This window comes from Streptomyces sp. NPDC102490, from assembly GCF_044765285.1.
Lineage (GTDB): Bacteria > Actinomycetota > Actinomycetes > Streptomycetales > Streptomycetaceae > Streptomyces.
On sequence record NZ_JBIWJU010000008.1, the window covers coordinates 182463 to 201478 of the forward strand.

General features: G+C 74.2%; 20 protein-coding genes. 12 read left to right on the forward strand and 8 right to left on the reverse strand.

Going from position 1 to position 19016, the window contains the following annotated elements:
- Positions 1-146: 146 nt before the first annotated feature.
- The gene (locus tag ACIRGB_RS19905; protein WP_403866428.1) at positions 147-506 is read right to left on the reverse strand and encodes an ArsR/SmtB family transcription factor; all 360 of its coding nucleotides are present in this window, start codon (positions 504-506) and stop codon (positions 147-149) included.
- 150 nt (positions 507-656) lie between these two features.
- Between ACIRGB_RS19905 and ACIRGB_RS19910 the strand changes: the two genes are divergently transcribed.
- Together ACIRGB_RS19910 and ACIRGB_RS19915 are read left to right on the forward strand one after the other, a co-directional pair.
- Positions 657-1736, forward strand: a complete 1080-nt coding sequence (locus ACIRGB_RS19910) for an NADH:flavin oxidoreductase/NADH oxidase (protein ID WP_403866431.1) — start codon at positions 657-659, stop codon at positions 1734-1736.
- A gap of 197 nt (positions 1737-1933) precedes the next feature.
- Positions 1934-2737, forward strand: coding sequence for a pectate lyase (locus ACIRGB_RS19915; RefSeq protein WP_403866434.1), 804 nt, complete (start codon positions 1934-1936; stop codon positions 2735-2737).
- A 4-nt stretch (positions 2738-2741) separates the two neighbouring features.
- On the opposite strand, the gene ACIRGB_RS19920 is transcribed toward ACIRGB_RS19915, so the two are convergent.
- Positions 2742-3494: a PaaX family transcriptional regulator C-terminal domain-containing protein gene (locus ACIRGB_RS19920; RefSeq protein WP_403867161.1), complete on the reverse strand. Its 753-nt coding sequence runs from the start codon at positions 3492-3494 to the stop codon at positions 2742-2744.
- A gap of 102 nt (positions 3495-3596) precedes the next feature.
- On the opposite strand from ACIRGB_RS19920, the gene ACIRGB_RS19925 reads away from it, so the two are divergent.
- From ACIRGB_RS19925 to ACIRGB_RS19945, 5 genes are all read left to right on the forward strand, one after another.
- Positions 3597-5300, forward strand: coding sequence for a DNA alkylation response protein (locus ACIRGB_RS19925; RefSeq protein ID WP_403866436.1), 1704 nt, complete (start codon positions 3597-3599; stop codon positions 5298-5300).
- A gap of 82 nt (positions 5301-5382) precedes the next feature.
- A complete protein-coding gene (locus ACIRGB_RS19930; protein ID WP_403866439.1) occupies positions 5383-6537 on the forward strand; it encodes a WD40/YVTN/BNR-like repeat-containing protein in 1155 nt (384 codons plus the stop codon).
- A 70-nt stretch (positions 6538-6607) separates the two neighbouring features.
- A complete protein-coding gene (locus ACIRGB_RS19935; protein WP_403866442.1) occupies positions 6608-7285 on the forward strand; it encodes a uracil-DNA glycosylase in 678 nt (225 codons plus the stop codon).
- A complete protein-coding gene (locus ACIRGB_RS19940; RefSeq protein WP_403866445.1) occupies positions 7282-8268 on the forward strand; it encodes an N-acetylglucosamine kinase in 987 nt (328 codons plus the stop codon). The genes ACIRGB_RS19935 and ACIRGB_RS19940 overlap by 4 nt, the downstream gene beginning before the upstream one ends.
- 138 nt (positions 8269-8406) lie before the next feature.
- Positions 8407-9333, forward strand: coding sequence for a sirohydrochlorin chelatase (locus ACIRGB_RS19945; RefSeq protein ID WP_403866447.1), 927 nt, complete (start codon positions 8407-8409; stop codon positions 9331-9333).
- A 175-nt stretch (positions 9334-9508) separates the two neighbouring features.
- Here ACIRGB_RS19945 and ACIRGB_RS19950 read toward each other — a convergent pair whose 3' ends face one another.
- Both ACIRGB_RS19950 and ACIRGB_RS19955 read right to left on the reverse strand, forming a co-directional pair.
- Entirely contained in the window at positions 9509-10549 is a 1041-nt protein-coding gene (locus ACIRGB_RS19950) for a lactonase family protein (RefSeq protein WP_403866450.1), read from the reverse strand.
- A 140-nt stretch (positions 10550-10689) separates the two neighbouring features.
- Positions 10690-12180 (reverse strand): FUSC family protein, encoded by a 1491-nt coding sequence (locus tag ACIRGB_RS19955; protein ID WP_403866453.1) that lies wholly within the window; start codon positions 12178-12180, stop codon positions 10690-10692.
- Between the two features lie 219 nt (positions 12181-12399).
- Here ACIRGB_RS19955 and ACIRGB_RS19960 point away from each other — a divergent pair, with 219 nt between their 5' ends.
- The 3 genes from ACIRGB_RS19960 (at position 12400) to ACIRGB_RS19970 (ending at position 14453) form a co-directional block, all read left to right on the forward strand.
- A complete protein-coding gene (locus ACIRGB_RS19960; RefSeq protein ID WP_403867164.1) occupies positions 12400-12876 on the forward strand; it encodes an Lrp/AsnC family transcriptional regulator in 477 nt (158 codons plus the stop codon).
- 29 nt (positions 12877-12905) lie between these two features.
- A complete protein-coding gene (locus ACIRGB_RS19965) occupies positions 12906-13601 on the forward strand; it encodes an HAD family hydrolase (RefSeq protein ID WP_403867167.1) in 696 nt (231 codons plus the stop codon).
- 111 nt (positions 13602-13712) lie between these two features.
- Complete coding sequence (locus ACIRGB_RS19970; protein ID WP_403866456.1) at positions 13713-14453, forward strand: DUF4142 domain-containing protein; 741 nt, start codon at positions 13713-13715, stop codon at positions 14451-14453.
- 35 nt (positions 14454-14488) lie between these two features.
- Here ACIRGB_RS19970 and ACIRGB_RS19975 read toward each other — a convergent pair whose 3' ends face one another.
- Positions 14489-15325 (reverse strand): LysR substrate-binding domain-containing protein, encoded by an 837-nt coding sequence (locus ACIRGB_RS19975; protein WP_403866459.1) that lies wholly within the window; start codon positions 15323-15325, stop codon positions 14489-14491.
- A gap of 58 nt (positions 15326-15383) precedes the next feature.
- Here ACIRGB_RS19975 and ACIRGB_RS19980 point away from each other — a divergent pair, with 58 nt between their 5' ends.
- Positions 15384-15782, forward strand: coding sequence for a DUF5997 family protein (locus ACIRGB_RS19980; RefSeq protein WP_403866461.1), 399 nt, complete (start codon positions 15384-15386; stop codon positions 15780-15782).
- A gap of 22 nt (positions 15783-15804) precedes the next feature.
- Here ACIRGB_RS19980 and ACIRGB_RS19985 read toward each other — a convergent pair whose 3' ends face one another.
- The 3 genes from ACIRGB_RS19985 to ACIRGB_RS19995 all read right to left on the reverse strand — a co-directional run bounded on the left by ACIRGB_RS19985 (position 15805) and on the right by ACIRGB_RS19995 (position 17907).
- Entirely contained in the window at positions 15805-16296 is a 492-nt protein-coding gene (locus ACIRGB_RS19985; protein ID WP_403866464.1) for a DUF1360 domain-containing protein, read from the reverse strand.
- Between the two features lie 41 nt (positions 16297-16337).
- Positions 16338-16724: a DUF2267 domain-containing protein gene (locus ACIRGB_RS19990; RefSeq protein WP_403866466.1), complete on the reverse strand. Its 387-nt coding sequence runs from the start codon at positions 16722-16724 to the stop codon at positions 16338-16340.
- A 97-nt stretch (positions 16725-16821) separates the two neighbouring features.
- Positions 16822-17907 carry a galactosyldiacylglycerol synthase gene (locus ACIRGB_RS19995; protein ID WP_403867170.1) on the reverse strand — a complete coding sequence of 362 codons (1086 nt, stop codon included), beginning with the start codon at positions 17905-17907 and terminating at the stop codon, positions 16822-16824.
- A gap of 253 nt (positions 17908-18160) precedes the next feature.
- On the opposite strand from ACIRGB_RS19995, the gene ACIRGB_RS20000 reads away from it, so the two are divergent.
- A complete protein-coding gene (locus ACIRGB_RS20000) occupies positions 18161-19015 on the forward strand; it encodes an SDR family NAD(P)-dependent oxidoreductase (protein ID WP_403866469.1) in 855 nt (284 codons plus the stop codon).
- Position 19016: the final 1 nt, after the last annotated feature.

Sequence of the window (19016 nt, forward strand, 5' to 3'; positions counted from 1 at the left end):
AGAGAACGATCAACGAAGGATGCTTCGAGCACATACGCAACGTAACCGAATGATCACATTCCATACGAACGGAACACGCTTCGTTCACCGAGGGCGGCACCCTGTCAGCGGAGCGCACCCCGTCGAGGCACGGTGAACCCTGGGGGTCAGTCGCTCCCCACGACGGCGGCCTGGCGGGCGGCCGCGGCCAGCAGGGCGTCGAGCAGCCCGGGGAAGAGGGCGTCCAGGTCGTCCCTGCGCAGGCCGTTCATCTTGGCCGTGCCCCGGTAGGTCTGCCGGACCACCCCGCTCTCGCGCAGCACCCGGAAGTGGTGCGTGGTGGTGGACTTGGTGACCGGCAGGTCGAAGTGCGAGCAGGAGAAGAGCGCGCCGCTGTCGGCGGCGAGGTCGCGCACGATCCGCAGCCGCACCGGGTCGGAGAGCGCGTGCAGCACGCCCTCCAGCCGGATCTCGCCACGCGTCGGATGCGGCAGCTCGCGGGGGCCGGCGGTGGCGGCGGGGGTCACGGCGACTCCAGTTGGTCCAGGGGTCCCACCGGTCAGGAGGGGCTTCGGGGTTTCCCATTGTACGAAGGACGCCGTAGTTTGACACTCGACGTACTACGAGAGTTACCGTACTAGCCGTCCCGACCCGCCGCGTCCCAGGAGCAGCCCGCCATGAGTGCCCTTTTCGAGCCCCTCCGGCTCCGTGACACCACGATCCCCAACCGGATCTGGATGTCGCCGATGTGCCAGTACTCCGCCGCGCCGGAAGGCCCGTCGACGGGCGTGCCCGGCGACTGGCACTTCGCGCACTACGGCGCCCGCGCGGTGGGCGGCACCGGCCTGATCGTCGTGGAGGCCACCGGCGTGTCGCCCGAGGGGCGCATCTCCCCGCAGGATCTCGGGCTGTGGAACGACACGCAGGTCGAGGCGTTCCGCCGGATCACGGGATTCCTGCGTTCCCAGGGCACGGTTCCCGGGGTCCAGCTGGCTCACGCCGGGCGCAAAGGCTCCACCGCGCAGCCATGGAAGGGCGGTGGACCGGTGGGAGCCGACGCCCACGGCTGGCAGCCGCTGGCCCCCAGCGCGCTCGCGTTCGACGAGGGGCACCCGGTGCCGACCGAGCTGACGGTCCCGCAGATCCAGGAGGTCGTCGGCCGGTTCGCGGACGCCGCGCGCCGGGCACTGGCCGCCGGTTTCGAGGTCGCCGAGATCCACGGCGCCCACGGCTACCTGATCCACGAGTTCCTCTCGCCGCACTCCAACCACCGCACCGACGCCTACGGCGGGTCGTACGAGAACCGCACTCGGTTCGCCCTGGAGGTCGTCGACGCGGTACGGGAGGTCTGGCCCGACGGCAAGCCGCTGTTCTTCCGCGTCTCGGCGACCGACTGGCTGGAGGAGGGCGGCTGGACGCCGGACGACACCGTCCGCTTCGCCCGGGACCTCCAGGCCCGCGGCATCGACCTGCTCGACGTGTCCACCGGCGGCAACGTCCCGCGCGTCCGGATCCTGACCGGGCCCGGCTACCAGGTGCCGTTCGCCGCACGCGTGAAGGCCGCGACCACGCTGCCGGTCGCCGCCGTCGGCCTGATCACCGACGTCGCACAGGCCGAGAAGATCCTGGCCAACGGCGAGGCCGACGCGGTACTGCTGGGGCGCGAGCTGCTGCGCAATCCGTCCTGGGCCCAGCACGCGGCGCGGGAACTCGGCGTGGACGCCCGGATGCCGGACCAGTACGGCTGGGCCACGTGAGGCGGGGTTGTGCGCGAGGCGTTGACTAGAAAGCGCTTGCCCTCTACGGTCCGTTCATCAGCATGACCGTCACGAACGTGTGGGGCCCGACATTCCCCACCAGCGTGCCCCCACGTTCACGAAGTCGGTCATGGTGGAGCACAGCGTTCACGTACATGTTCCGTTCCACCCCCACTCCCTATGGAAGGGATCAGAACATGACCGCCTCGAAACCCCTTCGCGCACCGGGGCGCGCGGTGACCGGCGGGCTCGCCGCCCTCGGGCTCTCGGTTGGCATGCTCATGACCTCCGGAGCCTCTTCGGCGCACGCCGCCACCTGGCCGACCCCCAACGGCAGTGAAGGCGTCTCCGCCACCATCTCGGTGTCCGGCACCAAGGACTACGGGATGAAGCGCCTGTACGGCACCGGCGACCTGGGCTCCGGCGGCCAGGACGAGGACCAGGGTCCGATCCTGGAACTCGCCCCCGGCGCCGTCCTCAAGAACGTGATCATCGGTGCCCCGGCCGCGGACGGCGTCCACTGCAAGGGCAGTTGCACACTCCAGAACGTCTGGTGGGAGGACGTCGGCGAGGACGCGGCGACCTTCCGGGGCTCCTCGTCGTCGAACGTCTACACCGTCTCGGGCGGCGGCGCCAAGGAGGCCAGTGACAAGGTGTTCCAGTTCAACGGCGCCGGCACCCTGAACGTCTCCGGCTTCGCCGTCAAGAACTTCGGCACCTTCGTCCGCTCGTGCGGCAACTGCTCGACGCAGTACAAGCGGACGATCAACCTCAGCGGCATCGAGGTGACCTGGAAGGGCAGCAGGATCGCCGGCATCAACACCAACTACGGCGACAGCGCGACCCTGCGCAACATCACGATCGTCGGGGACAGCAGCAGGAAGATCGTCCCGTGCCAGAAGTACATCGGCAACGACGACGGCGACGAGCCGGACTCGAACGGCTCGGGCGCCGACGGCACGTACTGCAAGTACTCCTCGTCCGACATCACCTACAAGTGACGCGTCAGGTCCGGGTGCCGTGCGCCCGGACCTGTCCGGACTGCTCCCGCTGGTAGCGCGCGTAGGCGTCCCGCAGGTCCGTGCCCGGCCAGTCGGGCGGGAGCAGCTCCGCGGGCAGCACCGGGTCGGCGAGCAGGTGCCGCACGACGGCCGCGAAGGCCGTGAGACGGTCGGCCGGACGTCGGGCCCGGTCGACCTGGGCGAGCAGCGCCCGTGCCGTGTCCGCCCAGTCGCCTAGCGGCCACAGGCGCGCGGCCAGGTCGCGGGCCGGGGCCTCGGGGCGTGAGACGAGCCGCTCGGCCACCCCGTCGAGGCCTGCGGGCAGCGGGCGGTCGAGGTTGGCGGGGCGCAGCCAGACGCCCTCGCGGAGCTCGGCCAGGCGCAGGGCGGTCAGCCCGGTGCGCAGTTCGGCACGGGCGGCGGGACCGCGCCCCGTCGCGGTGATCACGAGGGTCTCCCAGTCGCCGTCCCACGCGCGCGTGTGCGGGCGCAGTGCCTCGTCCTGGCGCCGTTGACGCTCCAGCAGCCGCTCACTGAGCCGGTAGCCGGTGTCCGTGCGGCGCAGGTCCCCGGCGGCGGCCATCCGGCTCAGCGCCGCGCGGGCGGTGGAGGCGCCGACGTCGAACCTCTCCACGAGCCGTACCAGGTCCCGCGCCGGCAGTTCCGGGGGGTGCGCGCCGAGCAGCAGGCTCAGGACCACCGACCGCGCGGACAGCGGACGCAGGGTGAGGCCACCGGCGGCCCCGGAACCGCTCATCCGCGCGGGCACGTGTCGTTCGTCCACATGAGCACGTACTGTACGTGCGCCCACGATGTTGCACTATTGCTGCGGTCGCAGGGGGAGTGCAACACTCGATGCATGACGACACTCGCGCAGGAACCGCCGTACGAGTCCTACGAGCCGTCCGAGGAGCCCTGGGGCGGTCCGGAGGGCCACGCGACGCACGAGGTCACCAACCAGCCCCCTCCCCTGGCCCCCTACGACGCGTCCGACGACACGGCCCTGCTGGAGGGGGTGCGGCGGGAGGGCGCCGGGTGGGCCGAGGACGGTCTGCGGCGGCTGGGCCGCCGGGCGGGCAGCGCCGAGGCGCAGGACTGGGGCGACCTCGCGAACCGGCACGAGCCCGTGCTGCGCACGCACGACCGGTACGGCAACCGGGTCGACGAGGTCGAGTACCACCCGAGCTGGCACCACCTGATGCGGGTCGCGGTCGGCGAGGGCCTGGCCGGGGCCCCGTGGGCCGACGAACGGCCGGGCGCGCACGTCGCGCGGACCGCCGGCGGACTGGTCTGGGGCCATACGGAGGCGGGGCACGGGTGTCCGACCTCGATGACGTACGCGGCCGTCCCGGCCCTGCGCGCCCAGGCGGAGCTGGCGGAGGTCTACGAGCCGCTGCTGACCTCCCGGGAGTACGAACCGGGGCTGCGGACACCCACGGACAAGCGCGGTCTGCTGGCCGGCATGGGGATGACCGAGAAGCAGGGCGGCTCGGACGTCCGTACGAACACCACGACGGCCCGTCCGACCGCCGAGCCCGGGGTCTACACGCTGCGCGGGCACAAGTGGTTCACGTCGGCGCCGATGTGCGACGTGTTCCTGGTGCTGGCCCAGGCGGCCGGGGGCCTGTCCTGCTTCCTGGTGCCGCGTGTGCTGCCCGACGGCACCCGCAACACCTTCCGCGTCCAGCGCCTGAAGGACAAGCTCGGCAACCGGTCCAACGCCTCCTCGGAGCCCGAGTTCGACGGGACGGTGGCCTGGCTGGTCGGGCCCGAGGGGCAGGGCGTCAAGACGATCATCGAGATGGTCAACTGCACCCGGCTGGACTGCGTGATGGCCTCGGCGACGCTGATGCGCAAGACCCTCGTCGAGGCCGGTCACCACGTGCGGCACCGCAGCGCGTTCGGCGCCCGGCTGGTGGACCAGCCGTTGATGCGCAACGTCCTGGCCGACCTCGCGCTGGAGTCCGAGGCCGCGACGACGCTCACCCTGCGGCTGGCCGGCGCGGCCGACCGTGCCGTGCGCGGGGACGAGGGGGAGGCGGCGTTCCGGCGGATCGCCACCGCCGTCGGCAAGTACTGGGTGACCAAGCGGGGTCCGGCGTTCACCGCGGAGGCCCTGGAGTGCCTGGGCGGCAACGGCTACGTGGAGGAGTCGGGCATGCCGCGCCACTACCGCGAGGCGCCGCTGCTGTCGATCTGGGAGGGCTCGGGCAACGTCAACGCCCTCGATGTGCTGCGGGCGCTGGGCCGCTCCCCCGCCTGCGCACACGCGCTCTTCGAGGAACTGGCCCTGGCACGTGGGGCCGACGCCCGGCTGGACGCGGCGGTGGCCCGGCTCCGGGCGGGGCTCGGCGAGGCGTCCGAGACCGGTGCCCGCCGCCTGGTGGAGCTGATGGCCCTCACCCTCCAGGGCTCCCTCCTGGTCCGGCACGCCCCGCCGGCCGTCGCCGACGCCTTCTGCGCGAGCAGGCTCGGCGGCGACTGGGGGCACTCCTTCGGCACGCTGCCGGACACGGCCGGCCTCGACGGGATCCTGGACCGGGCCCTGCCGGGCGAGAGCTGAACGGCCGCCGCCCAGACACCTCCGAGCGGACCCGACACCACCACCTGACCTGGGGCGACACCCTTTCCAGGGGTGACTGTCAGTGGCTGGGTGCAGACTGGCCCGTGTCCGAGACGAAGGCGTCGACGAGGACGCCGCGGAGGTGATCGGCATGACCGAGGTACTGCTCGCCGTGGGCACCCGCAAGGGCCTGTTCATCGGGCGCCGGCGGGGTGGCACCTGGGAGTTCGACGAGAATCCCTACTTCAACGCACAGGCGGTCTACTCGGTCGCCCTCGACACCCGCGGCGACACCCCGCGGCTGCTGGCCGGCGGGGACAGCGCGCACTGGGGGCCGTCGGTGTTCCACTCCGACGACCTGGGCCGCACCTGGACCGAACCGGCCGCGCCCGCCGTCAAGTTCCCCAAGGACACCGGCGCCTCCCTGGAGCGGGTGTGGCAGCTGCACCCGGCGGCCGCCGAGCCGGACGTGGTGTACGCGGGCACGGAACCGGCGGCGCTGTACCGCTCGGAGGACCGCGGTGAGAGCTTCGAGCTCGTCCGCCCGCTGTGGGAGCACCCCACGCGGTCCAAGTGGGTGCCGGGCGGTGGCGGTGAGGGGCTGCACACCGTCCTCACCGACCGGCGCGACCCCGGGTCGGTGACGGTCGCCGTGTCGACCGCGGGCGTCTTCCGCACCGCCGACGGCGGCGCGAGCTGGGCGCCGTCGAACTCGGGCGTCTCCGCCGTCTTCCTGCCGGACCCCGACCCGGAGTTCGGCCAGTGCGTGCACAAGGTCGCGCGGGACGCGGCCACCCCGGACCGCCTGTACCTCCAGAACCACTGGGGGGTGTACCGCAGCGACGACGCGGGCGGCCACTGGACGGACATCGGCGAAGGCCTGCCCTCCACGTTCGGTTTCGCGGTCGCCGCCCACCCGCACCGCGGCGACACGGCGTACGTCTTCCCGATCAACGCCGACGCCGACCGGGTGCCCGCGGACCACCGGTGCCGGGTCTTCCGCACCTCGGACGCCGGCAAGAGCTGGGAGCCGCTCTCGGCGGGCCTGCCCCAGGAGGACCACTACGGCACAGTGCTGCGCGACGCGCTGTCCACCGACGACGCGGACCGGGCCGGCGTGTACTTCGGCAACCGCAACGGCGAGGTGTTCGCGTCGGCCGACGACGGCGACAGCTGGCGGCAGTTGGCCTCCCACCTGCCCGACGTGCTGTGCGTGCGGGCCGCGGTCGTCGGATGAACCGGACCGGGGGGACCGGCCTTGGCCACCGGTTGATCGGCGTCACCCGTACGGCAGTAGGGTGACGCCCGTGGCACCACGACCCTTGAACGAAATCGTCGAAGCGGGCTGGGCGAAGGCCCTGGAACCCGTCGCCGGGCGGATCACCGCGATGGGTGAGTTCCTGCGCGCGGAGATCGCCGCCGGACGCACCTACCTCCCGGCGGGGGCGAACGTCCTGCGGGCCTTCCAACAGCCCTTCGACGACGTACGGGTCCTGATCGTCGGACAGGATCCCTATCCCACGCCGGGGCACGCCGTCGGACTGTCGTTCTCCGTCGCGCCCGAGGTACGCCCGCTGCCCGGCAGCCTCGTCAACATCTTCCGCGAGCTGAGCCATGACCTGAATCTCCCGCAGCCCTCCAGCGGGGATCTGACGCCCTGGACGCAGCAGGGCGTGCTCCTGCTCAACAGGGCGCTCACCACGGCCCCGCGCAAGCCCGCGGCCCACCGCGGCAAGGGCTGGGAGGAGGTCACCGAGCAGGCGATCCGGGCGCTGGCGGCGCGCGGCAAGCCGATGGTGTCCATCCTCTGGGGCCGCGACGCCCGCAATGTGCGGCCGCTGCTCGGTGACCTGCCGGCCGTGGAGTCGGCGCATCCGTCGCCGATGTCGGCCGACCGGGGCTTCTTCGGTTCCCGTCCGTTCAGCCGGGCCAACGACCTGCTGATGCGCCTGGGAGGTCAGCCGGTCGACTGGCGCCTGCCGTGAGCACCGGCTTCCTGGCCGTGGACTCCGGCGGCTCGGGGCTGCGCGTCGCCGTCGGCGCCCTCGGAGCCGACGGCAACGGACCCGGCCCGCTCGGCCGGCGTGTCTCGCGGGAGCCCGTCCGCACCGGTGCGCGCGGGATCGACCCCGGGCATCTGATGGGGCAACTGCTGCCCATGGCCAGGGCGTTGGCCGCCGAGACCGGCGTCACCCGGCTCGGCACCGTCGTCCTCGGGGCCGCCGGGCTGGCCACGCTGGGCGACGCACTGCGCGCCGAACTGCCGGGCGCCCTGGCCCGGGAGCTGGGCGTGGGCACGGTCGCCCTGGCCGCCGACGCCGTGACCGCGTACGTGGGCGCGCTCGGTCCGCGGGCCGGGGCGGTGGTGGCCGCCGGTACCGGCCTGATCGCCGTCGGCACCGATCTGTCGCGCTGGCGGCGGGCGGACGGCTGGGGGCATTTGCTGGGCGACTGCGGCAGTGGCGCCTGGATCGGGCGGGCTGGCCTGGAGGCGGCGCTGCGCGCCCACGACGGGCGGGCGGGCGGCTCCGCACCGCTGCTGGCCCGCGCCGAGGAGCGGTTCGGCCCGGCGGCGGGACTGCCCGGGCAGGTGTATCCGCGGTCCGACCGTCCGGCCGTCCTGGCCTCCTTCGCGCCGGAGGTGGCGGCGTGTGCGGCCGCCGACCCGGTCGCGGCGGAGATCCTGCGGGCCGCCGCCCGGCACCTGGCCGAATCGGCCGCCGCGGTCTGCCCAGCCGAGGGTGAGCCCCTCGTCGCGGTCACCGGCGGGCTGCGGCGGCTCGGCGATCCGCTCCTCGCACCGCTGGCAGCGGAGCTGGCGAAGCGGCTGCCGCGGGCGCGGTGGACGACCGCGGAGGGCGATCCGCTGGACGGCGCGGTCCGGATCGCGACCGGCCTGGCGACCCGCTCACTCACCCTTCCGAGTGATGACGGAATGCTGTGGGTGACGACCGTGCCGGGCGGCTGAGAAGTGGTCCACCGGTGAGGTGAATCGTGCCGATGTCGGCCGATCCGTACATCACTCTTCAGACAAAACCGGACGGATACCGCTCACCCGCACCCTCCCCGAACAGGGAAACCCCGGAAACCAGTAACATGCGGCGCCATGAGCTCCCCCACTGGGCCCGCGTCCGGCCTGCCCGTACGAATGCCGCGCCCCCGCCAGCCCGGACGGCACCGCCGTCCCGAACCACTGGTGGCTCCCGAGGGCGCGCCGGCGCTCGTCCTCGCGGTGCCGGGGAGGCCCAGCAGCGCCACCCGAAGCCTCGCCGACGAGGTCATCAGCATCGCCCGTTCCGAGCTGCCCGGGCTCGACGCCCGGATCGGCCACCTCGACGGGGACGACGACGCCGAGTTCCCCTCCCTGACCACCGTGCTCGTCCGGGCCGCCGAGGAGCGCACCGCCCGCTTCGAGCAGGCGCGCGCCGCCGGCCTGGACGTGCAGGAGCCCGAGGGCCCCGTCGCGGTCGTCGTGCCGCTGCTGGCCGGGCCGGACAACGCGCTGCTGCGCCGGATCCGGCAGGCCGTGATGGACAGCAGGATCGCGGCCGAGCTGACCGATGTGCTCGGACCGCACCCGCTGCTGGCCGAGGCCCTGCACGTGCGGCTCTCGGAGGCCGGTCTCGCCCGTGCCGACCGTGCCCGCCTGTTCACCGTGGCGACCGCCGCGGACGGCATCATCCTCGCCTCCGTCGGTGGTGACGAGGCCGTCCAGGCGGCCGGGATCACCGGCATGCTGCTCGCCGCGCGCCTGGCCGTGCCGGTGATCGCGGCGGCGCTGGACGAGGAGGGCTCGATCGCGTCCGTGGCCGAGCAGCTGCGTTCCTCGGGCTCCCAGCAGCTGGCGCTGGCGCCGTACCTGATCGGTCCGGAGATCGAGGCTTCCGTGCTGGAGGAGGCGGCCAAGGAGGCGGGCTGCTCCACCGCCGAGCCGCTCGGTCCGTACCCGGCGATCGGCAAGCTGGCGCTGGCCAAGTACACGACGGCGCTGGGCATCTCGCCGCAGCAGGCGCAGGGGGCGCCGGTTCGGTGAGGGGCGCGTGCGCTTGCGCGTTTCGACCTGTGTGAAGGGGCCCGCTCCGGGTGAGGAGCGGGCCCCTTCGGCGTGGCCGGGTGCGGAGCTGTTGGCCGGCGTGACGGGGGTGCCGCCGCGCCCACCCGTGCCGCCCCGGCGGCACGACTGCCCGCGGCTCTGAGGCACGTCTGCGTTACGCCGGGGCGAAGATCACGCAGGAGGCTGCTGGGACCGCGAGGGAGCCGGTGCGGCGGGGGATGCCGGTGGTCGGGTCCAGGGCGAACCAGGTCACGTCTCCGGAGCGCTCGTTGGCCGCGTACAGGAAGCCGTCCGCCACGGTGATGTCGCGGGGCCAGTGTCCGCCGCAGGGCACGGTGGCGGACAGCCTCAGTCCGTCCGGCTCCACGACGAGCACGGACAGGACGTCCTCCCCGCGGGTGGCGGTCCACACGAAGCGGCCGTCGGGCGAGACGGCGACGCCGGACGGATAGGCGTCCCCCGCCGGGGCCCCCGGCAGCACCGGCACCTCGGTGAGGGGCTTGAGCGCGCCGTCGGCGGCGTCCCAGCGGCAGACGGTGACGGTGGGCGCCAGTTCGTTGAGGACGTAGGCGTGCGAGCCGTCCGGGTGGAAGGCCAGGTGCCGCGGCCCCGACCCGGGGCGCAGGGCGGTCTCCCGGTGCACGGCGGGGGCGCCGTCCGCGAGGGTGCAGACCCGCACGGAGTCGGTGCCGAGGTCCACGCTGACGGCCCACCGCCCGCTGGGATCGGGCCGCACCTGGTGGGCGTGCGGCCCCTGCTGCCGCTGGGCGTGCGGGCCGGAGCCGGTGTGCCGCAGGACGCCGGACGCGGAGCGGGCGAGGGTGCCGTCGGGGCGGAGCGGTACGGCGGTGACGGTGCCGGAGCCGTAGTTGGCGGTCAGCACGTGCCCGGCGTACAGGCTGAGGTGGGTCGGTCCGTCGCCCTCGACGGGTACCGGTCGCCCGGTGGGCTCGGGTCTGTCCCCGCTCACCCGGTAGGCGGCCACCGCGCCCTCGGTCGTCTCGCTGACGGCGTAGAGCGTGTCCCCGTCGGGTGCCAGGGCCAGGTAGGAGGGGTCGGCCAGCCCCGCCGTGCCGCTCACGACCGTGAGGGCGCCGCTGCCGGGGGCGACGGTCGCCGTCAGGATCCCGGGGCCGCCGGCCGCCGTGAACGACCCGATGTATGCCCGCCGCTGCCGCCTGCCGCCGTCCGTCACCGCTGCCCCTCTCGTCCCGCTTCGCCCTGCGTCGCCTGGAGCGCCGACCCTGATCGTCCGCCCCGGAGCGACGGTAGCAGTCGATCACTTGCGGTCTAGACCAAACGGGTGCCGCGGGAGCGGCCGGGCAGCGGGCCGGGTCAGGCGCCGGCCAGGCGTGAACCGGAGGGGTTGCGCAGCGGGGCGGCGAGTTCGGCGAGGGCGTGTTCCAGGTCGTGCAGGTGGGCCAGCGCGGGTTCGGCGGCACGCGGGCCGCCCGCGCGGGCCGGGACGTCGCCCCCGCCGGTGAGTGCCTCGACCGCGGCCTCGACCCGCCAGCACGCGGCGGCCAGCCGGGCGTCGTGCGAGGCTTCGGGGTCGGCGGCGACGGCGACCAGGCCGCGGATCTCCCGGGCGCAGTCGTCGAGCAGGTCGAGGACCCGGCGGGCCCGCCGCCTGCGCCCGGGCATGGGGCTCAGCGGGTGCACCAGCGGGGCGACCGACAGCCGCACCCGGCCCAGCAGCTGCTCGAGTTCCGCCACGCGCGGCGCCGGGTCGGCGCCCTCGGTCCCGGCGAGGCGGGCGGCGGCCTCCGCGGTGCAGGCGTGCACGCAGCGCAGCGCGCGCTGGATCCAGACGTCGGTGACGGCGTGGGTGGTGACGGGCAGGACGAAGAGCACGGCGAGCGCGGCGCCGAGCGCGCCCACGCCGGTCTCGGCGATCCGCAGGGCGAGCAGGCCGGGACTGAGGACGCCCAGGAGGCCGTACAGCAGCTCGGCGAGCAGGGTCACGCAGAGCATCATCCAGGTGTAGGAGACTGCGGCGGTGTAGAAGATGCCGAAGACGCAGGCGGCGGCCAGCACGGCGGTGGGCACCGAGGACCCGGCCACCGGCACGGCGATCAGGAAGCCCAGGCCGATGCCGACGACCGTGCCGAGGACCCGGCGGAAGCCGCGCACCAGCGTCTCGCCGCGCGAAGTGGTGTTGACGAACACCCACCAGGTCGCGCCGACGGCCCAGTACCAGCGGTCGCCGGACACCAGCTGGCCCACGACCAGGGCGAAACCGGCGCCCGCGGTGGCCTGCACGGCCTGCCGGGTGGTGATGCGGGCCAGCCCGGTGCCGGCGGGCGGCGCGGGCACGGCGGGCGCGGGCCGGCCGCGCTCGTAGCACCACAGCCCGAAGCGCACCGCCGCGGCGGCGGCCACCGACAGCAGGACGGCGGCGAACATCTCGGGCAGCCGGTCCGTGGTCGCGTGCAGGAACTGGGCGATGAAGAAGGTCATGAAGGCGAAGACGCCGAGGCTGTGCCCGCGCGGGCCCCAGCGGCGCGCGTACACGCCGGCTCCGACGACGGCGAGGAAGGTGAGGTCGCGGGCCACGGGGAAGTCGTGCAGCGCGGCGGCGGCGGTGAGCACGGGCAGCCCGGTGACCGGCAGCAGCGCGGTGGTGACGGCCTGGCCGCGCACGGTGGCGTCGGTGACGGTGAACAGCGCGAGCAGGGCGGCCAGGCCGCCGATGATCGCGCCGACCAGGGAGGTACCGGCCAGCCCGCACACCACGACGGCCAGCCCGATACCGAGGACGGCCCGGGCGGCGAACCGCAGTCGGGTCCGTCCCGGGTCCGGGCTCACGAACACCTTCTTCAGCACTGATTACCGCCCCCTCGCTCACTCGGGCCCACCGGCCGGGAAGTCCCCGCACGCAAAAGGCGCCGCGGGGTCCGCAGCGCCATCGACACCCCTATAGGAGCACCTCTGCCACCACTGGCTCAACAGGCCGCTACCGAAGTGGGCCATTGGTACAGTGATCAGGACTTGCCTGCGGCCACCGGAGAGCCAATGGCCGACGAGAGGGGGGCCGTACCCGCGATGGCCGTCGACGAACTCGACACCCGCATCCTGCGGCTGCTGCTCCGGCAGCCGGGCACCAGCGTGCGGGAGTACGCCCGCCTCCTCGGGATCGCCCGCGGCACCCTCCAGGCCCGGCTGGACCGCCTGGAGCGCGACGGCGTGATCACCGGTACCGCGCCGTCCCTCTCCCCCGCCGCGCTGGGCCACCCGGTGCTCGCCTTCGTGCACATCGAGGTCACCCAGGGCCATCTGGACGAGGTGGGCGAGGCGCTGGCGGCGGTGCCGGAGATCGTCGAGGCCTTCTCCATCACGGGTGGCGGGGACCTGCTGACCCGCGTCGTGGCCCGCGACAACGCGCACCTGGAGGACGTGGTGCAGAAGCTGATCAGCCTGCCGGGCGTGGTCCGCACCCGCAGCGAGGTGGCCTTGCGCGAGCGGGTGCCGCACCGGCTGCTCCCGCTCGTGGAGTCGATCGGGCGCTCGGCCCGCAGGTGATCCTTGGCATCCTGGACGCCATGAGCACCATGGGCCCGCTCGGCGGCATCTCGGTCATCTTCGATCTCGACGGAACACTCGTGGACAGCGAGCCGAACTATTACGAAGCGGGTCGGCGCACCCTCGCCGCGTACGGCGTCCCGGACTTCACCTGGGCCGACCACGAGGCGTACGTGGGCATCAGCACCCGGGAGACGGTGGCCGATTGGAAGCGGCGGTACGGGCTGCGGGCCACGGTCGAGGAGCTGCTCGCCGTCAAGAACCGCCACTACCTGGACCTCGCCGGCAGCTCCGCCCGCGCCTACCCCGAGATGCGGACGTTCGTCGAGCTGCTGGCGGGCGAGGGCGTACCGATGGCGGTGGCGTCGGGTTCGTCACCCGAGGCCATCGCGGCGATCCTGGGCCGCACCGGCCTGGACGCGCACCTGCGCACGGTCGTCTCGGCCGACGAGGTGGCGCGGGGCAAGCCCGCCCCCGACGTCTTCCTGGAGGCGGCCCGCCGGCTGGGCGCGGAACCGGCCCGCTGTGTGGTCCTGGAGGACGCGGCTCCCGGTGCCGCCGCCGCGTACGCCGCCGGGATGCGCTGCATCGCGATCCCGTACGTCGCGGCGCAGGCCGACGCCCCGGAGTTCGCCACCGCGGGGCTGCTGGTGCGCGGGGGTCAGGAGGAGTTCACCGCGCGGGCGGCGCACGACTGGCTCGTGCGGACGGCGCGCGCCTGGTGAGGTGAGATGAAGCACGCCTCGCGTCGCAGGTTTTGCCCGGCGCGGTGATCAGACCGCCTCGCGTATCCGTACCTCCTGGTGTCCGAGCCTGTTTTCGCCCCAGGAGGCACGATGCGCATCACGCGCACCACGGCAGGGACCGCCTTCGTGGCCGGTGCCCTGGTCCTCACCCTCACCGCGCTCGCCTACCCGACCATGCTCGGGGTGCGGAACGCGGGCAGTGACCCGGCCCGGGTCGTCACCAACACGCGGTACGGGCCGCTCACCGAGCAGGACCGGGACTTCGTGGTGAAGGTGCGTGCCGCGGGGCTGTGGGAGCACCCGCTGGGGCTGATGGCCATGGAGCGGGGGACGACACCGGAGATGCGGGAGGCCGGTGAGCACCTGGTCGTCGGCCACTCCCGGCTGGACGCCACCTGCCGCAGGATCGCGCCGGAGCTGGGCATCACCCTGCCCAACCTGGCCTCGCCGCAGCAGCAGCAGTTCGTGTCGACCGTGGACGGGACCACGGGCAAGCAGTTCGACACCACCGCGGTCAACATCATGCGGATCACCCACGGCCAGATCTTCCCCGCGGTCGCCAGCATCCGCGCCAACACCAAGAACTCCCTGGTGCGGCAGCTCGCCGACCAGGCCAACGACACCGTCCTGGACCACATCACGGTGCTGGAGAAGACCGGGCTGGTCAACTTCGACCAGGTCAACTTCCAGCAGACCGCCCCGCCGAACCTGCCCAAGGTGCAGCTCACACCGCCCGCTCCGCAGCCCGGCGAGCCGGTGCTCTCGCTCACCGCGCCGCCGGGCCTGGAGGTGAACACCTCCGCGCCGACGCCGAGCCCGACGGTCCGCTGACGGGTCGGGGTCCGGCGGGCCCGAGTCCGGTGGGGTCAGCGCTGACGCGGTCGGCCGCCGCGTCCGCCGCCCTTGCCCTTGCCGCCGCCGGCGCCCCGGTGGCCGCCACCGGTGCCGCGCCGGGCGCCTCCGGTCTGCTTCCCGCCGGTCCTGCCGCCCGTGGCGCCGCCCGGCCTGCCGCCCGTCTTCCCCGCCGCCGGTGTGCGACGGGCGGGGGCCGCCGCCTCGGCGCGGCCGTCCTTCGCGCGCGCCGCTTCGGGCTGCCTGCCCCGGGTGCTGTTGACGGTCCGGCCCCGGACGATGCCGATGAAGTCCTCGACGCGGTCCGTGTGCGCGTCCTCGGGCCAGGACAGGGCCACGCTCGACTCGGGGGCGTCCGTGACCGTGCGGTACGTGAGGTCCTTGCGGTGGTGCAGGCGGGCCAGCGACAGGGGCACGAGCAGCACGCCGATCCCGGCGGCCACCAGTTCGACGGCGTCCGCGGTGGTGGCGGGGCGCTCCAGGGCGGGCCTGCCCGGCAGCCGCTCCCAGTCGAGGACGTCGTCCAGGGGGTGCAGCACGATCTCGTCGGCGAGGTCCTCGACGGTCACCTCGTCGGCCGCGGTGACGAGATGGTCCCTGGGGATCAGCACGACCGTGGTCTCGGTGTAGAGGGGGATGGCGCTGAGCGCCGTACGGTCGACGGGCAGCCGTACCAGACCGGCGTCGGCGTCGCGGCCCAGCAGGACGCCGCCCGCTTCCGCGGCGGGCACCTGGGTCAGGGCGAGGGGGACGTCCGGCAGCCGCTCGTTCCAGATGCGCACCCATTTGTCGGGCGTCACCCCCGGGACATACGCGAGCCGGAACGAGGGGGAAGCTTCCGAGCCTGTCACTCGGCCAGGTTACCGGGCGTGGTCGGGAGCCACTCACACGATCGATACCCTTGACCGCATGACGTCGCACCAGAACACCCAGACCATGAAGCCCGCGACCGCGGCGAAGAAGCTGGGTGTGTACCTCGAGGCCACACCCGCCGAGTTCCGGGAGGGCGTCGTCACACGCGCCGAGCTGAACGCGCTCCAGACCGACCCGCCGGAGTGGCTGCGCGACCTGCGGCGCGACGGTCCGCACCCGCGGCCGGTGGTGGCGGCCAAGCTGGGCGTCTCCATCGCGGGCCTGCACCGGGGCGGCGTCACCGAGCCGCTCACCACGGAGCAGATCGACGCGCTGAAGCAGGAGCGCCCCGAGTGGCTGGAGCGGGAGCAGGCGGTCCAGGCCGACGTGCGCAAGGAGGCGGCCCGGGTGAAGAAGCTGCACGCCGAGCGGGCGGAGCGCGCCGAGCGCGACTGAGGCCCGACCGGTGGTCAGCCGGTCATTCCTCGGCCTTCTGCGCGGTCAGGCTCCACGCGTACTGGAGCCAGTCCGACACCACGACCGCGCTCAGGCCCGCGGACAGCAGCCGACCGGCGCGGGGCGCGACGGCGTAGGTGCCGACGAGTCCGCCGGCCACCCAGGCCGAGGTGCAGAACGGGCAGGAGAGCAGGTCACCGACGGCACGGCGCAGTCCGGTGCCGCGCCCGGCGTCCATCACCTCGTTGGCGTTGCCCTCACCCTCCCGGCGGGTGAACGGCGCCCGCAGGAAACTGGTGACCCTGTCCTTGGTCAGCAGGCGTGAGGCCTTGAACGTCGCCGTTCCCAGCAGGGCCACGTCCCAGGCCGGGACGGTGTCCGGGAGCCGGACCCCACGGCGCCGCGCCGTCACCGCGAACGCGGCGGCGGTGGCCGCGAAGGTCGTCGCGAGCGCCGCGTAGCCGCCCAGGGGTGTCTCCTCCCCGTCGGCGTAGCGCTGCTCAACGTCCGTCATGGGTGTCTCCTCGGTCGCGGTGGCCCGTCTTAGGGCGGTTTTCAGTGGGGTGCCGGACCGCCGAAGAGGTCGGCGCAGTCGGCGGGCAGGCAGGCCAGCAGTCGGTCGACGCGTTCGCGGGGCACCGCCTCGGCGAGGGTGGACAGCACGGCGCCGGCGTCCCATTCGGCGGTGCGCGGCCGGGCGCCGGTCTGCTGGGCCACCCGCCGCAGGAACTCCGCGCGGCCGAAGGTCTCGGGTCTCCCGCGTTCCAGGCGCAGCGCGTCGTCCAGGGGTGCGGGAAGCTCGCGGGCCAGGTCGGCGGCCTCCTCCGGCGGGATACGGGACGCGATCACCCACAGGACGGCCGTGGTGACCTGCTCGGCCTCGTCGTCGCCGTGGTATTCACCACGGTCGCGGACCCGGGTGAGGAATTCGTCGAGCCGCACGGCGTCGCCTCCTTGTGCCGGTTCGCGCTCCGGGGCGAGTGCCCTGGGACGGTCCGGGGAAACGGACGTGCGCTCGCGGCGCTCGCGAACCGCTCCCTCACCGCCGTGCGCCCGCGCGGGCGGCGTCGGCGGCAGCGGTCACCAGGGTCAGGGCGTCCGCGTGCTCGGTGAACAGCGCCCGTCCGGCGGCGGTCCGCCGCCGCCGGTCCCGGCCCGGTGCGGTGAGCCGCCGCAGCGCCTCCAGCAGCGCGGTCCCGTCCTCGGCGACCTCGGACACCCCGAGCGCGGCCATCCGCCGTACGCCGTCCGCGCCGTGGCCGGGCAGGGGGCGGTGGCCGACGACCGGCAGCCCGGCCGCGAGCGCCTGTACGGCGGTCTGGCCGGCCGCGTTGTCGATCAGGGCCCGGGCGGCGTGCAGCAGGCCCGGCATGTCCGTCACCCAGCCCAGGGCGAGGACGCCCGGTGTGCCGGACAGTGTGCGGCGCAGCCGCTGGTTGTCGCCGCAGAGCACGACCGGCAGGTAGCCGTGGTCGGCCAGGAGCCGGACGGTGGCGCCCAGGTACGAGCCGACGCCCCAGGCACCGGCGGACAGCACCACGGCGGGCCGCCCGGGGCCGAGCCGGTCGAAGGTCTCCCGCCACCGGGCCGCCCCCGGGACGTCGTCGGCCGAGAACTCCGGCGCCACGACGGGGCCGCACGTCGCCGCGGGCCCGCCGGTGCTCCCCCGCGCCTCGCGCGCCGCCTCCTCGGTGAGACACAGGCAGTGGTCGTTGCCGGGGTGCAGCCACTGCCGGTGCGGCTCGAAGTCGATCACGAGGACGACACTGGGCACGGACAGCAGCCCGCGCTCCCGGAGGTGGCCGGTCAGTTGGGCGCCCAGGTGGAAGACGGGCACGACCACGTCCGCGCCCGTGCGCTCCGCCAGCTCGCGCAGCCTGCTCCCGGCGAGCCGGGCCAGGGGCGTCCCGCTCGGTCGGCGTCCCGCGCCTGGCCGCAGGAAGAGGCGGTACAGGGCGGCGTACGCCCACGGGAAGTGCCGTACGGACCCGCGGTAGAAGCACCTGAGGGCCGTTCCCAGGCCGTACGGCAGGAGGGCGAGGACGTCGACGGCCTCGGCGGTGTCGCCGTTCTCTCGGGCCCGCCGAACCAGTTCGGTGGCGACCGTGTCGTGACCGGCGCCCATGCTCGCGCTGAGCACCAGCACACGTCGGCCGCCCCGCGGACCGCGCGGGGTTCCGGGGCGGCGGGGCGCTGATGAGCTGCGGGGATGCACGGCGGACCAAGTTGCCGGTACCGTCGCTTCCAAACCACCGCACAAGCGGGCGTTTCGGGCGTCTCCTGAGGGATACTCCGTGACCGCCCGTCCGGCCGGATGCCGGAGCCCGACCGTGCGGTCGGCCGCCTCCCGGTGCCCGCCCCGAGCCAAGGTGGTCCCCATGGTCCCTGCGTTCTCCCGTCCCCGGTCCGGTCCCGGACCGCAGGTCGTCGCACCCGACGCGGACCAGGCGAAGCCCCCGCGGCGGCCCGTCGGGGTCCGGGACCCCCGGACCCGCACGGCGCTCGTGACGGGGGCGTCCTCCGGCATCGGCGCGGCCGTGGCCCGCCGGCTGGGTGACGAGGACGGCTGGCGGCTGGTGCTCACCGGACGTGACCCGGTGCGGCTGCGCCAGGTCGCCGACGACACGTCGGCCACCGCGTTCGCCGCGGACCTCACCCTGCCCGGCGCCGGCCGACAGCTCACCGACTTCACGCTGGCCACGGCGGGCCCGGTGGACCTGCTGGTGGCCGGGGCCGGGGTGGGCTGGGCCGGGGAGTTCCTGGACATGCCGCCGCACACCATCGACGAGGTGCTCGACATCAACGTGCTGGCCACCCTGCGGCTGGTGCGGCTGCTGCTGCCGGGGATGGTGGCGGCGGGTTCGGGGCGGGTGGTGCTCATCGGATCGCTGGCGGGCTGTGTCGCGGTGCGCGACGAGGCCGTGTACTCCGCCGCCAAGGCCGCGATCGGCGCCTTCGCGGACTCGCTGCGCTACGAGTTGCGGGGCACGGGCGTGGGGGTCACCCACGTGGTGCCGGGCGTCGTCGACACTCCGTTCTTCGAGCGCCGGGGCGCTCCCTACCGGCGCTCCCGGCCGCGTCCGGTGCCTCCCGAGCGCGTGGCCGACGCGGTGCGGACCGCGGTGCTGCGGGGCCGGGACGAGGTGTACGTGCCCTCGTGGCTGCGTCTGCCGTGCCGGGTGCGGGGCGCGGCTCCGGGGCTGTACCGGCGGCTGGCCGCACGGTTCGGATGAC